Raw genomic sequence first — 14013 nt, 5'->3', positions numbered from 1 at the left:
CGGGTCTCCTTTCTTGTGATGATGGATTGCGTGCAGCATGCATGCGGCAGCGCCACAAACATGCGAACATCACCAGTATGAATGATTCCCTGCCCCACGGTTCCCCGCCGGCCGAACGCCATCGCGTTTTCGACGGCGAGACGCTGCTCGGCTTCATCGACTACTACCGCTTCGGCAGCACCATCGTCCTCGTGCATACCGAGACCAATCCCGCGCTGCAAGGCAAGGGACATGGCAGCGCCGTCGCCGAAAGCGCGGTCGCGCATTTCCGGGCGACGGGCGCGCACATCGTGCCGGTCTGCGCCTTCTTTGCGCACTTCCTGCGCACGCGGCCGCAGCATCACGACATGGTCAGCGCGGAGACGGCAAAGCTGTTCGCGATCGGCGGGAGCGATACCGCCGGCTAACGGCAGCCGCCAACAAAAAAGCCCTTCCGCGATGGAAGGGCTTTTCTTCAAGAGCCTTACGGTTACGCGGCGGCAGCCGGATAATCCGTATAGCCTTCCGCCCCGCCGCCATAGAAGGTTTCCGGATGCTGCGCATTCAGCGGCAAGCCTTTCTGCAGCCGCGCCGGCAGGTCCGGGTTGGCGATGAAGACGCGGCCGAAGGCGGCGGCATCGGCCTCTCCCGTCGCCAGCGCACGTTCCGCCTGTTCCTGCGAGACGCCGTCGTTGACGATATAGACGCCGCGATACAGCTTGCGCAGTTGCGGGCCGAGGCGGTCGTCACCCAGTACTTCGCGCACGCAAACGAAGGCGACGTTGCGGCGGTCGAGTTCCTTCATCACGTAGCCGAAGGTCGCCAGCGGATCGCTGTCGCTGATCGAATGCGACTGGCCACGCGGCGACAGATGCACGCCGACACGTTGCGCACCCCAGACATCGACGCAGGCGTCCACCACCTCGAGGATCAGGCGCGCGCGGTTCTCGACCGGGCCGCCGTAGGCATCGGTGCGCTTGTTGGTGCTGTCCTGCAGGAACTGGTCGAGCAGGTAGCCGTTGGCGCCATGCACCTCGACACCGTCGAAGCCGGCGCGCTTGGCGTTCTCCGCGCCCTTGCGGTAGGCCGCGACCACGCCCGGAATCTCGGCCAGGTCCAGCGCGCGCGGCGTCTCATAGCCTTTCTTCGGACGTACCAGGCTCACGTGGCCCTCGGCCGCGATCGCGCTCGGCGCCACCGGCAGCTCGCCATCGAGATAGACCGGATCGGAAATGCGGCCCACGTGCCAGAGCTGCAGGAAGATGCGGCCGCCGGCCTTGTGCACGGCCTCGGTCACCAGTTTCCAGCCCGCGACCTGCTCTTCCGACCAGATGCCCGGCGAATCGGGATAGCCGACGCCCTGCGGCGTGACCGAGGTCGCCTCGCTCAGGATCAGGCCGGCCGAGGCGCGCTGCGCATAGTATTCGGCCATCAGCGCGTTCGGCACACGGCCGGGGCTGCTGCGCAGGCGCGTCAGCGGCGCCATGAAAACACGATTCGGCAGTTCCAGATCGCCGACCTTGATGGGGGTGAAAAGAGTATTGCTCATGTTTCCTTCCTGTTGGGTTGATCGAAAAAAGAGAATCAGTGGCAGGCGACCACAGCCGCCGCGCGCCGCTCGGCGCGTGCCGCCAGCCGCATGCAGATGCGTGTGGCCACCACCGCCAGCACGCCGAGCGCGCCGGCCACCAGCGGCACCGACTGCAGGCCGAGACCGGCATCGATGGCGCTGCCGCCGGCCCATGCGCCAAGCGCATTGCCGACGTTGAAGGCGCCGATGTTCAGCGTCGCCACCAGGTTGGGCGCGTCCTTGCCGAAGGTCATCACGTTGATCTGCAAACCCGGTACCGCGGCGAAACTCACGAGCGCCCACAGGAACAGGTTGATTTCCATCGGGATCAGGTGCGGGCTGCTCCAGCGCACCAGCGAGCCGACCACCGCCAGCGCGATGAAGATACCGGTCAGCGCCGCGCCCAGGCGCCAGTCGGCAAGCCGGCCACCAATGTAGTTGCCGACCGTGAGGCCGAGGCCGATCAGGAACAGCGACCACGTGACGCCCTGCGGCGGCAGGTGCGTGACTTCTTCCAGCAGCGGCGCGATGTAGGTGAACAACGCGAACATCGCGGCCGAGAACAGCACCGTCATCGACAGCGCGACCCACAGCCCGGCGCTGCGCAGCTGGCCGATCTCGGCCCGCAGGTCGGTCTTTTCCTCGTCGCTGCGCGACGGCATCGCAAACCACAGGCCGACCAGCGACAGCAGGCCGAGCACCGCCACTGCCCAGAACGGCGTCTGCCAGCCGGCCAGGTGGCCGAGCGCGGTGCCAAGCGGTACACCGAGCACGTTGGCCAGCGTGAGGCCGGTGAACATCAGCGCCACCGCCGACGCCTTGCGGTTCGGCGCGACCAGGCTGGCAGCCACCACCGAGCCAATGCCGAAGAAGGCACCGTGGCACAGCGAGGTGACGACGCGCGCCAGCATCAGGAAGCCGTAGCTGCCGGCCACCGCGCACAGCACGTTGCCGACGATGAAGATGCCCATCAGGATCAGCAAGGCGCGCTTGCGCGGCAGCGAGGCGGTCGCCACCGCCATGATGGGTGCGCCGATGGCGACGCCCAGCGCATAGCCGCTGATCAGCCAGCCGGCGCTCGGAATGGAAACGGACAGGCTGCGCGCGACGTCGGGCAGCAAACCCATGATGACGAATTCGGTGGTACCGATGGCAAAGGCGCTGAGCGCCAGGACGAGCAAGGCAAAAGGCATGGGATGGTCCGCAGAAGGTGGACGGAGATCAGAGATCGCTGTGGATGGAAGAGAGGAAGGCTTCGATGGCCGCTTCGTTGCGCTTGTAGAAAACCCACTGCCCGACCCGGCGCGAATTGACGAGGCCGGCCGCCTGCAGGGTCGCCAGGTGCGCCGAAATCGTTGACTGCGAGAGGCCGCTGCGCTTGTCGATCTGGCCGCAGCAGACGCCGAAGTCGAGCGGATGCTCCTGCTCCGGGAAATTCTTTTCCGGTTCCTTGAGCCAGGCCAGGATCTGGCGTCGCACGGGATTGGCCAGCGCCTTGTGGATGGCGTCGATGTCGATGTGAGTGTCGGTCATGGTTCGAAACAATCCGAAATAAATATCGGGAAAAATAAAAATTTATATCGGCATATTACGATATAAATGAAAAGCGTGCAGGATACCGGCGAAACGCGCCGCTTACCCTGCCTGCTCGGCGTAGTCATCCTTCAGCAAACCGGCCAGCCAGTCCATGAACACCTGCGCGCGCCGCGCCAGGTGGCGCCGGTTCGGATACAGCAGCGACAACGGCATGGGGGCCGCACCCACCTGCGGCAGCACCTCGACCAGCCTGCCCTGCGCCAGCAGCGCACGCACACCGGCGCGCGGCACCTGGATGATGCCGAGTCCGGCCAGGCAGGCCTGCTGGTAGGCATCCACGTTGTTGACGGTAAGGATGATGCCGATCTCTGCCCAGCGTCGCTGGTCGCCATCCATGTATTCGAAGCCGTCCGGCCTGCTGCCCAGACGCGGTGCGTAGCCGACCGCAAAGTGATGCGCCAGGTCGGCAATCGATTCCGGCGCGCCATGCCGTTCGATGTAGGCCGGGCTGGCGAGATTGACCATCGGCAGCATGCCGAGCGGCCGCACGATCAGGTCGGATTCCTGCAGCGTGCCGGCACGCACCACGCAGTCGAAGCCTTCCTCGACCAGATCGACGCGACGGTCGGTGCTGCTCAGTTCGATGCGCACGTGCGGATGACGCGCCAGGAATTCAGGCAGCCGCGGCATCACGACCTCGCGCGCGACCACGGTCGGCATGTCCGCCCGCAGCCGTCCGCGCAGGCTGTCGGGCGTCTGCCGGAACAGCGACTCGAGCTCGTCCATGTCGCCCAGCATGTCCTTGCAGCGTTCGTAGAACACCTGCCCGTCCTGCGTCATCTGCACACGCCGTGTGGTCCGGTGCAGCAGCCTCGTGCCGAGCAGGTTCTCGAGCTTTTGTACCGAGGTCGAAACGCTGGCCTTGGGCAAACCCAGGCTGTCGGCCGCACGTGTGAAGCTGGCGAGTTCGGCCACGCGCATATAGGTGCGCATCGCTTCCAGTTTGTCCATTTTTGCTCCGATTGTTCGCTTTATATGAACAGTGTAATTGGAACAAGCCGATTTATCCACGCGCGCGCTGCGCCTAGACTTGTTTCCAGCCTTTCCCAACCCTTCAAACCAATCTCATCAAGGAGAAACGACATGACCAAGATTGCACTCATCACCGGCGCCAGCCGCGGCCTCGGCAAGAACGCCGCCCTGCACGTGGCGGCCAAGGGCCACGATGTGATCCTGACCTACCGCAGCGGCAAGGACGAGGCGGCCGAGGTCGTCGCGCAGATCCGCCGCCTCGGCCGGCAGGCCGTTGCGCTGCAGCTCGACGTGGCCGACAGCGCCAGTTTCGCCGCCTTTGCCGATGCCCTGCGCGCCGAACTGCAGAACACCTGGCAGCGCGATCGCTTCGATTTCCTCGTCAACAATGCCGGCATCGGCATCCACGCGTCGTTTGCCGACACCAGCGAGGAACAGTTCGACCAGTTGGTCGATATCCATCTGAAGGGGCCGTTCTTCCTGACGCAGAAGCTGCTGCCGCTGATCGCCGACGGTGGACGCATCATCAACATCTCGAGCGGCCTGGCCCGCTTCGCCCTGCCCGGCTATGCCGCCTACGCCACCATGAAAGGCGGCATCGAGGTGCTGACGCGCTACATGGCCAAGGAACTCGGCGCGCGCGGCATCGCGGTCAACACGCTGGCGCCCGGCGCGATCGAGACCGATTTCGGCGGCGGCGCAGTACGCGACAACAAGCAGCTCAACGACATGATCGCCGCGCAGACCGCGCTCGGCCGCGTCGGCCTGCCGGACGATATCGGCGGCGTGATCGCCTCGCTGCTGTCGGACGACAACCGCTGGGTCAACGCGCAGCGCATCGAGGCCTCGGGCGGCATGTTCCTTTAAGAACCTTCTATCAGAACAGGTCGAGCTGGCCGGCATGCTTGCCGGCCTTTTCTTTTGTCGGCACCGTCAGCGGGCGGCGGAACTGCGAGGTATCGAGCCCGCCAAAACGGTCCGGTCCCTGTACGCCGTAGCGCGCCACCGCCTTTTCGAAGCGCTGGCGGATCAGGTCGGCCCAGATGCCCTCGCCCTTCATGCGCGTGGCGAAGTCGGCGTCGTAGTCCTTGCCGCCGCGCATGTCCTGGATGCGGTTCATCACGCGTTGCGCACGGTCCGGGAAATGCGCCTCCAGCCATTCGCGGAACAGCGGGCTGACTTCCCACGGCAGGCGCAGCACGATGTAGTGCGCGCTGCAGGCGCCGGCATCGAAGGCGGCCTGCACGATGTGCTCGAGGTCCGGCTCGGTCACGAACGGGATCACCGGCGCGATGCTGACACTGACCGGAATGCCGGCCTCGGCCAGCGTGCGTATCGTGCGCAGACGACGCGCCGGTGCCGCCGCGCGCGGTTCCAGCGTCCGCGCGATGGTCGGATCGAGCGTGGTCAGCGTGACGGCGGCGCCGGCCAGGCGGTCGGCGGCCATCGGCGCAAGCAGGTCGATGTCGCGCTCGATCAGCGACGACTTGCTGATCAGCCCGACCGGATGACGGCATTCGTGCAGCACCTCGAGTACGCGCCGCGTCAGGCCCAGCGTGCGTTCGCAGGGCTGGTAGGCGTCAGTGTTGATGCCGAGCGCGATCGGTTCCGGCATATAGGAAGGCTTCGCCAGTTCCTGCCGCAGCAGTTCCGGCGCGTTGACCTTGGCGAACAGCCGCGTCTCGAAGTCCATGCCGGGCGACAGGCCCAGATAGCTGTGCGTGGGACGCGCGAAACAATAGATGCAGCCGTGCTCGCAACCACGGTAGGGATTCAGCGACACGCCGAACGGGATGTCGGGCGAGGCGTTGCGGCTCAGGATGGTTTTTGCCTGCTCGTGGTGGACGGTAGTGACGATACGGCGGCCGTCTTCTTCCTCGTCCTCATGTGTCCAGCCGTCGTCGAAGCGTTCGCGCCCAAGCACCTCGTAGCGGCCCTGCAGATTGGAGACAGCGCCGCGCCCTTTTTCCGCCTTGAGTGGAAACGGCTTGAAGACAAGAGGCCAATCACGATTAATCATGCGCCCACTATACTGTATATAAATACAGTTAAACAGGGCGGCATCCCATATTTATGTGGTGCAACATTACTGTTTAGCAATGATAATTAGGGGTTACATGAGGCTTTTCAAGGTACATCCACGAAACGTCAAACTTTCGCCATCTCGTATGGCAACTTACGAAAAGTAAAAATATCTTTTACAAAAAACAAAAAGGAACTCTAATGCCCGGCCGCAATGATAATCAAGCTGAATTAATCTCAACAATTGACGAAGCACTTTTAAAAATTTCTGACGGGGCTAAATTTGACGTGCCGTTGGTTTTTACTGGAGAACTTTCGGAATGGACTGCCCATATTGAAGGCACGAAATACGATTCGAGCATCCCAGCTGAACTTGCTCGAGGCTTGTGGGAATTTCAAGAACAACTCTACAGGGCGGCCGCCTTTGCTTTGTATGGATCAGATGATATTCGGAAACTCACTGGTGAGCAGCGAATTGATTTTCAACTCATTTTCAATGTGAATGAAGGTTCCACCAGTATTACTGCTGTTATTACTGGATTTTTAGAAAAGCTCGCGGAAGGCATGACCTCTATGGATAGCATAGATAAACGGAAAACCATCATTACTGTCGCGTTAATTATTGCAATTGGATGGGGAGCTATAACTATTACCGAGACATTGGCAGATGTTAAAAAGGCTGAAATCGCTGCGCAGATAGCAATTGATGGAAACCAGCAAGAAACTGCGCGGTTACAAGAATTCAGCAAACTAGCTGAGAAGAACCAAGTAGCAGCACGTTTTTCTAAAGCCTCGGAAGAAGGTACTCGTGCAATCGTTAAAGGGGCATCAGATGCTGCCGAAATAAAAATTGGCAGAATCACCTTCGATTCGGAAGAAATTCAAGAAATTAATCAGCGAGCTGCAAAAGAAAAGGCAGACGCAAAAATTATCTCCAACGATTTTGTCATCGTTCGCATGGAGTTTAGAGAAAGTGCCACAAAAATCTGGCTTGCGAGTGCTGAAACTGGTGAGTTTTCGATCACAATCCTAGATGAAGAAATCGATGCAGACAGCCGCAAGAAAATTTGGGAATGTGCTGAAAAACGTCTACCGGTAAAGCTGGAAGTTAATGCAACAATCATTCGCGGACAGATTCGTGCAGCCCAACTTATAAAGACTGTGCAATCTTAATTAATCTTGAATAACTTCCTATTCATAAAATGAAAATTAAAAATATATTATTAATGCAAATGCTTCTTGTTGGCTCATTTAATACATTCGCTTTGGACGGCAACTACTACCACAATGTCTGCAATGCGAAGGATGCGAGAGAAGGCATCTGCGTAGGTTTTATAAATGGCTTCATGAATGGTGTAAGTGCACAAGCATATCTTACGAAGCAGCAAAAATTCTTTTGTCTCCCTGAGCATGTGACTACGTTACAACTCATCGACTTATTCAAGAAACAATTGCGCGACGAACCTCAAATACGTCATCTACCTTCGGAAGTCCTGTTTGGAGGATTACTTAAGGATACGTTTCCTTGTAGATGAGGCTACCATCGCCTTTGTCTTTGGTATCTTTCTTTCATCTCGCATATCTCTTATGCCAGATCGCCAGGAAGAATATAGCTCTGCGGAACCTGCCAGGTGCCCGGAATCAGGATCGCCTTATCGACCTTGCGCACGTCGGTCAAGCCGCAGAAGGCCATGGTCAGGTCGAGTTCTCGCTCGATGATTTCCAACGTCTTGGTCACGCCGGCCTCGCCCATCGCACCGAGTCCGTACAGGAAGGCGCGGCCGATATAGACGCCCTTGGCGCCCAGCGCGAGCGCCTTGATCACGTCCTGCCCCGAGCGGATGCCGCCATCCATGTGGACCTCGATCTCGCTGCCGACCGCATCGACGATGCCCGGCAAGGCGGCGATGCTGGACAGCGCGCCGTCGAGCTGGCGCCCGCCGTGGTTGGACACCACGATCGCATCCGCCCCGCTCTGTACCGCCAACCGCGCATCCTCGGGGTCCATGATGCCCTTGATGATGAGCTTGCCGTCCCAGCGCTGCTTGATCCATTCCACATCGGCCCACGACAGCGCCGGATCGAACTGCTGCGCAGTCCAGGCCGACAGCGACGACAGGTCCGACACGTCGCTCGCATGGCCGACGATGTTGCCGAAACCGCGCCGCTGCGTGCCCAGCATGCCCAGGCACCAGCGCGGCTTGGTCATCATGTTCACGATGTTCGGCAGCGTCAGCTTGGGCGGCGCCGACAGGCCGTTCTTGAGGTCCTTGTGGCGCTGGCCCAGCACCTGCAGGTCGAGCGTCAGCACCAGCGCCGAGCAGTTGGCGGCCTTGGCGCGTGCGATCAGGCGTTCGATGAAGGCGCGGTCCTTCATCATGTAAAGCTGGAACCAGAACGGCTTGCTGGTATGCGCGGCGATGTCCTCGATCGAGCAGATGCTCATGGTCGAGAGCGTGAACGGCACGCCGAAGCGCTCGGCCGCGCGCGCCGCGAGGATTTCGCCGTCCGCATGCTGCATGCCGGTAAAGCCGGTCGGCGCCAGCGCGACCGGCATGCGCACATCCTCGCCGACCATGGTGGTGCGCAGCGTGCGGTTCTCCATGTTGACCGCCACGCGCTGGCGGAACTTGATCGGCGCGAAGTCGCTGCAATTGGCGCGGTAGGTACATTCGGTCCACGAACCGGCGTCGGCGTAGTCGTAGAACATGCGCGGGACGCGCTTTTGCGCGAGCACGCGCAGGTCTTCGATGCAGGTGATGACGGGCATGCAGTCTCCTCGGTGGTCGATTGTCCTGCCGCGCTGACGTACTGCGATGCGGTCTTGCGGCGCAGGCCGGTTCTGGGTCCGGTTTCGGTTTATGCTGGAAGCATTCTATTTCCTCTTGTGCGGGCGCGGCGCAAAAACGGTGCATCTTCCCGGCGTATGGATGAAAGCTTTTCATGCGCCCTGCCCGCCGCACTACGCAGTTTCCCCATCCGTCCACCTCCCTTCAATATTGCATATAAAATGCATGTTATTTAAACTGACGCCTTGCCTGTATCATCGGCAACCCGAATTCGAACGTCGTCATCACACCGCATGCATCCACTACTCAGCAACTGGCTTCGCAGGTTTCTTCCTACCCAGGGTTATGTCGATCGCTACGAACGCATGCGCGCTTCGGCAGGCGCGCTGTTCGGCCTGGTGCTGACCGGCTCCGTCACTTACCTGATGCTCGGCGACACGGTGGGCACCGCCTGGCTGATCGCGCCCATGGGCGCCTCTTCGGTCTTGCTGTTCGGCGTGCCGTCGAGCCCGCTGGCGCAGCCGTGGTCCATCATCGGCGGCAATTTCGTCGCGGCGGTGATCGGCGTCACCTGCGTCAAGCTCATCGATGCGCCGGTGGTGGCGGCCGGCGTCGCGGCCGGGCTGTCCATCGGCTGCATGTTCTGGTTCCGCTGCATCCACCCGCCAAGCGGCGCGGTGGCCCTGACTGCCGTGCTCGGCGGCCCCGCGGTACATGCGATGGGCTATGAATTCGTGCTGGCGCCGGTGATGGTCAATTCCTTCCTGATGGTCCTGATGGCGCTGTTCTACAACAATGCAACGCGCCGCACCTACCCGCACCATCCGCAGGCCCTGGCCGAACAGAACAAGAAGCACGACACCGCCGATCCGCCGCCGACCGAACGCACCGGCATCACGGCGCAGGACCTCGACGAAGTCCTCAAGCGCTACAACCAGGTGTTCGACATCAGCCGCGGCGACCTCGAGGCCATCATGCTGCAGACCGAGATGCAGGCCTACCGCCGCAAGGTCGGTGCCACGCGCTGTGCGGACATCATGTCGAAGGACGTCGTCACCACCGAGTTCGGCACGCCTCTTGCTGAAGCCTGGCTGCAACTGCAGCGGCACGACCTGACCGCCCTGCCCGTGATCGATCGCGGCCGTCATGTGATCGGCATCATCACCAAGGCCGATTACCTGGCGCACGCGGCCGGCGACACGCACGCCGGCCTTGGCCAGCGCCTGGCGCACTTCATCAAGCCGTCGCAGATGAGTCACAGCGACAAGCACGAGGTGGTCGGCCAGATCATGACGCGCGAAGTCGTCACGGCCCAGGCCACGCAGTCGATCGTCGATCTGGTGCCGCTGATGTCGGACCGCGAACTGCATCAGGTGCCTGTCATCGACGACAAGCAGCAACTGGTCGGCATCCTGTCGCAAAGCGACCTGATCGCCGCCCTCTACGAACACACGATGGCGGATCGCTGAGAAACACGCAAAAACACACGCATTCCGCCCGAACCCTTGCGCACAGCCAACTGGAGATAGCCATGCCAACCCCCAACGACTACGATCCCGCTCTTGCCAAGAGCATCATCGACCACGCCACCGACGCCATCATCTTCGCCGACCGCGACGGCCTGGTGCAGGTCTGGAACGCCGGTGCCGAACGCATCTTCGGCCACAAGGCGGAAGACGTGATCGGCGGCAAGCTCGACATCATCATCCCCGAACGCATGGTGGATGCCCACAACCGCGGCTTCGACCACGCGGTCGAGACCGGCGAGATGAAGTACGTCAACAAGGTGCTGACCACGCGCTCCATGCACAAGGATGGCTCACGCATCTATGTCGATATGAGCTTCGATCTGGTGCGCGACGCGGCCGGCACCATCCTCGGCGCGGTCGCCTTCGCGCGCGACGTCACCGAGCGCCAGGCCAACGACGCCGCCACGCGCGTCAAGATGGCCGAACTCGAAAAGGCGCTGGCGGAAAAGACCGCGTAAAAAAGACTGCGTCATCGAGGGATCGATGCAAGCCAGAAAAAAGGGAGCCATGCGCTCCCCTTTTTTATCGTCCCGTCCTAGCCGCCGATCAACCGCTCGCGCACGTGCTCTTCATGGAAGACGGAACGCGACGGCTTCAGCAGGTCGCTGCGACTGACCACGCCGATCAATCTCTTCGAATGCAGATCGGCCACCACCGGCAGGCATTCCAGGTTCAGGTCGGCCATGCGGCGTCCGACGCGCTGGCAACTTTCGGTCGTCAGCGCTACCTGCGGCCCCTGCTCGAAAACGGAGGCCAGGCCGGCCCCGGGATGCAGGCGCAGACCGCGCGCCAGCAGGTTGCGATCCATCATGCCGACGATGGCGCCCTCGTCGTCAGTCACCGGATAGAAGCGATAGCGCTGTTCGGGACCGAAATACAGCCGGTGCGCGGCCTCGAACGTCATGCTGCCCGACAGGCTGAGCGGATCGGCCGACATCACGTCTGCCACAAACGCCCGCTCCTGCGGATCGACGCCGTATTCACGATAGATATGCAGGCCGCGCCGCGCGATCTTCTCGGTCATGATGGAACGGCGCATGACCAGGATCGTGAAGCCGTAGGACACGCCGGTCGCCAGCAGCAGCGGCAGCAAGGCATTGAAGTCGCCCGTCAGTCCGAGACCGAAGATGGCCGCCGTCAACGGCGCGCCCAGCACGCCGGCCAGCACCGCCGCCATGCAGACCAGCGGCCACAGGTTGGCATCGCTGCCGGGCGCCACGCTCGCCACCAGCGTGCCGAGTCCGGCGCCGAGTATCAATAGCGGGGCCAGCACGCCGCCCGAGGTGCCCGAACCGAGCGCGAAGATCCAGATCACGGCCTTGACCACCAGCAGCGAGACTACCGCCGTCACCGCCAGATGATTGCCGAGCAGGTCCGCGATCACGTCGTAGCCCACACCGAGCGCGCGTGGCTCGAAATAGCCGCCGATGCCGACGATCAGCCCGCCGATGGCGGGCCACCACATCCAGTGCAGCGGCAAGCTGGAAAACCAGTCCTCGACCAGGTACAGGCAGCGCGACATGAGGGTCGCCAGCGCGCCGCACAGCACACCGGCAGCCAGGCAGATCGCAAAGTCCTGGAACACCGGCGCCGCCGTCTGCATCGCGAACAAGGGGCCGCCCTCCAGCAGGAAAGGCCGGCAGAACGCCGCCGTCGCGCAGGCCATGATGACCGGCAGCAGGCTGCGCGGGCGCAGTTCGAACAGCAGCAGTTCGACCGCCAGCATAACTGCTGCCACCGGCGTGCCGAACACGGCCGTCATGCCGGCGGTGGCACCCGCCACCAGCAACACCTTGCGTTCGGCCGCAGTGATGCGGAAATGCTGGGCGATCAGCGAACCGATCGCGCCGCCGGTCATGATGATCGGCCCTTCGGCGCCGAACGGCCCGCCGCTGCCGATCACGATGCCCGAGGTCAGCGGCTTGAGCACCGCGACCTTGGGCGACATCTGGCTCTTGCGGAACAGGATCGCCTCGATCGCTTCCGGAATGCCGTGCCCGCGAATCTTGTCCGAGCCGTAGCGCGCAACCAGCCCCGCGATCAGCCCGCCGACGACCGGCAGCGCGATCACCCACAGCCCCAGCGTATGCCCGGCCGGCGACCGGTCCGCAAACGACAGTTCCTGAAAGAAGAACAGATTGGTGAAGAAATGGATGGCATTGAGCAGCACCCAGGCCGCCAGCGTGCTGACCATGCCGATGACGAGCGCCAGCGTGCAGAAGAACAGCAGGCGGCGGTCAACCGAGAAATCGCGCAGATGATTGTGCATGAAGAATCCTGGAGAGACGAAGCCTAGGCGTCGCCGTCGTTGAAGGCGGAAATCTGCGCCACGCGGAACACGTGGCCAAGCGAGCGCAGTTCCTTGCGGTGCAGGTCGGCCAGGTGGTGCAGATGCTTCTCGCCCAGCGCGGTCAGGTGCACGCGCACCTGGCGCCGGTCTTCGCGTCCCGGCGAACGCGTGACCAGCCCGGCCTTTTCGCAGCGCGACACCAGCGCCACCGCGCCGTGATGCTGGATTTGCAGGCGCTCGGCGATCTGGCCGATGCTGGCCCAGTCCTGCCCCGGAAAGCCCTTGATATGCAGCAGCACCAGGTAATGCAGCGGCGTCAGTCCCGCGTTTTGGGCCGCTTCCTCGCTGAACTTCACGAAGCGGCGCAGTTGGTAGCGGAATTCCGAGAGCGCCTCGAAATCGCTTTTTTTCAGTGTGGAAGGCGTGTCCATGCAATCCGGCCCGGAAAAGTCGAGCCGGAATCATATCACTTTATGATATAAATCCGCATAAAAAAACCGGCGAGCCGCCCGGCCCGCCGGTTTCTGTTGCAGGTCGGCTTGTGCCGACTCTTCTGCCTCCTCCACTACCTGATGCAGGACACGCCCTGCGCCAGGCTCCGGAATTCCTTGCCCGTCAGACCTTGCCGGTCTCCGTATAACGCAGTTCGCGCAGCAGCTTGACCAGCGGCATGCCATTGACCAGACGGATGTTCTTTTCGGCCGCAAAGCGGATCGCAGTATCCGTATATTCACCGGAGGTGATGTAGAACCCCTCGTGCGCACCCTCGCGCTGCACCGCCTTGTGCAGTTCGCGCAACGGCTCGACGCCGGTGTTCGGTACCTTCCAGCGCTTGCAGGCCACCAGCGCGGTGCGGCCGTCGGCCGTGATCGAGAAATCGGCTTCCGCCATCTGCACGCGCGTGACCGCAAAACCGTCGCGCAGCAGCGCCGCCTCGACCTCGGCGGCAAACTGGTCCCAGCTCAGCTTGCGCATCTTCTGCAGGACTTCCTCGGTGCGCATCGGGCCTGGCTCGTCCCACTGCTGCTTGAAGCGAATCATGCTGATGATCAGGAACGGAATGCCCATGATGGTGCCAAACAATCGGTATCCGGGCGGCATGCTGACCACGCCGATCAGCCCCAACACCAGGCCGACCACGCCGCTGACCCACCAGTTCGAGCGCAGCAGCACAGCGAACACCGAATTCTTTGCCATCTTCAATTTCACGGATAAGCTCTCCTTTGCAGGCGGCATGATAGCAAAGTTGGGCGGACGCATACGGGA

At 62.1% G+C, this 14013-nt stretch carries 15 protein-coding genes; 6 read left to right on the top strand and 9 right to left on the bottom strand.

All coding sequences use genetic code 11. The features are described from left to right. Positions 1–77 precede the first annotated feature (77 nt). Positions 78–407 carry a GNAT family N-acetyltransferase gene (locus tag IEV38_RS04115; protein WP_188394915.1) on the top strand — a complete coding sequence of 110 codons (330 nt, stop codon included), beginning with the start codon at positions 78–80 and terminating at the stop codon, positions 405–407. Between the two features lie 62 nt (positions 408–469). Here the strand turns inward: IEV38_RS04115 and IEV38_RS04110 are convergent, their stop codons facing one another. The 4 genes from IEV38_RS04110 to IEV38_RS04095 form a co-directional block, all read right to left on the bottom strand. Then, positions 470–1528 (bottom strand): alkene reductase, encoded by a 1059-nt coding sequence (locus IEV38_RS04110; RefSeq protein ID WP_188394914.1) that lies wholly within the window; start codon positions 1526–1528, stop codon positions 470–472. Positions 1529–1563: 35 nt separating this feature from the next. Next, positions 1564–2742, bottom strand: coding sequence for an MFS transporter (locus IEV38_RS04105; RefSeq protein ID WP_188394913.1), 1179 nt, complete (start codon positions 2740–2742; stop codon positions 1564–1566). A 28-nt stretch (positions 2743–2770) separates the two neighbouring features. Further along, positions 2771–3082, bottom strand: a complete 312-nt coding sequence (locus IEV38_RS04100) for an ArsR/SmtB family transcription factor (protein ID WP_194429325.1) — start codon at positions 3080–3082, stop codon at positions 2771–2773. 102 nt (positions 3083–3184) lie between these two features. Next, on the bottom strand, positions 3185–4096 hold the full coding sequence (locus tag IEV38_RS04095) for a LysR family transcriptional regulator (RefSeq protein WP_188394912.1): 912 nt from the start codon (positions 4094–4096) through the stop codon (positions 3185–3187). 132 nt (positions 4097–4228) lie between these two features. Between IEV38_RS04095 and IEV38_RS04090 the strand changes: the two genes are divergently transcribed. Beyond that, the gene (locus tag IEV38_RS04090) at positions 4229–4984 is read left to right on the top strand and encodes an SDR family NAD(P)-dependent oxidoreductase (protein WP_188394911.1); all 756 of its coding nucleotides are present in this window, start codon (positions 4229–4231) and stop codon (positions 4982–4984) included. A 10-nt stretch (positions 4985–4994) separates the two neighbouring features. Here IEV38_RS04090 and IEV38_RS04085 read toward each other — a convergent pair whose 3' ends face one another. Then, a complete protein-coding gene (locus tag IEV38_RS04085) occupies positions 4995–6137 on the bottom strand; it encodes a PA0069 family radical SAM protein (RefSeq protein ID WP_188394910.1) in 1143 nt (380 codons plus the stop codon). 203 nt (positions 6138–6340) lie between these two features. Between IEV38_RS04085 and IEV38_RS04080 the strand changes: the two genes are divergently transcribed. Beyond that, positions 6341–7312, top strand: a complete 972-nt coding sequence (locus tag IEV38_RS04080; RefSeq protein ID WP_188394909.1) for a hypothetical protein — start codon at positions 6341–6343, stop codon at positions 7310–7312. Positions 7313–7341: 29 nt separating this feature from the next. After that, positions 7342–7674 (top strand): Rap1a/Tai family immunity protein, encoded by a 333-nt coding sequence (locus IEV38_RS15450; protein WP_371869835.1) that lies wholly within the window; start codon positions 7342–7344, stop codon positions 7672–7674. Between the two features lie 50 nt (positions 7675–7724). Here the strand turns inward: IEV38_RS15450 and IEV38_RS04075 are convergent, their stop codons facing one another. Then, positions 7725–8909: an alpha-hydroxy acid oxidase gene (locus IEV38_RS04075; RefSeq protein WP_188394908.1), complete on the bottom strand. Its 1185-nt coding sequence runs from the start codon at positions 8907–8909 to the stop codon at positions 7725–7727. Positions 8910–9221: 312 nt separating this feature from the next. Between IEV38_RS04075 and IEV38_RS04070 the strand changes: the two genes are divergently transcribed. Both IEV38_RS04070 and IEV38_RS04065 read left to right on the top strand, forming a co-directional pair. Continuing rightward, complete coding sequence (locus IEV38_RS04070; protein WP_188394907.1) at positions 9222–10397, top strand: HPP family protein; 1176 nt, start codon at positions 9222–9224, stop codon at positions 10395–10397. 62 nt (positions 10398–10459) lie between these two features. Then, positions 10460–10915 carry a PAS domain-containing protein gene (locus tag IEV38_RS04065; protein ID WP_188394906.1) on the top strand — a complete coding sequence of 152 codons (456 nt, stop codon included), beginning with the start codon at positions 10460–10462 and terminating at the stop codon, positions 10913–10915. Between the two features lie 77 nt (positions 10916–10992). Here IEV38_RS04065 and IEV38_RS04060 read toward each other — a convergent pair whose 3' ends face one another. The 3 genes from IEV38_RS04060 to IEV38_RS04050 all read right to left on the bottom strand — a co-directional run bounded on the left by IEV38_RS04060 (position 10993) and on the right by IEV38_RS04050 (position 13944). Continuing rightward, positions 10993–12726, bottom strand: coding sequence for a chloride channel protein (locus tag IEV38_RS04060; protein ID WP_188394905.1), 1734 nt, complete (start codon positions 12724–12726; stop codon positions 10993–10995). A 23-nt stretch (positions 12727–12749) separates the two neighbouring features. Next, on the bottom strand, positions 12750–13178 hold the full coding sequence (locus IEV38_RS04055; RefSeq protein ID WP_188394904.1) for a MarR family winged helix-turn-helix transcriptional regulator: 429 nt from the start codon (positions 13176–13178) through the stop codon (positions 12750–12752). Between the two features lie 184 nt (positions 13179–13362). Continuing rightward, positions 13363–13944 carry a restriction endonuclease gene (locus IEV38_RS04050; protein ID WP_188394903.1) on the bottom strand — a complete coding sequence of 194 codons (582 nt, stop codon included), beginning with the start codon at positions 13942–13944 and terminating at the stop codon, positions 13363–13365. Positions 13945–14013: the final 69 nt, after the last annotated feature.

This window comes from Oxalicibacterium flavum (genome assembly GCF_014635065.1).
Taxonomy (GTDB): domain Bacteria; phylum Pseudomonadota; class Gammaproteobacteria; order Burkholderiales; family Burkholderiaceae_D; genus Oxalicibacterium; species Oxalicibacterium flavum.
The sequence above is the reverse complement of the archived record's forward strand: the minus strand, read 5'-3'. Positions and strand labels throughout refer to the sequence as shown.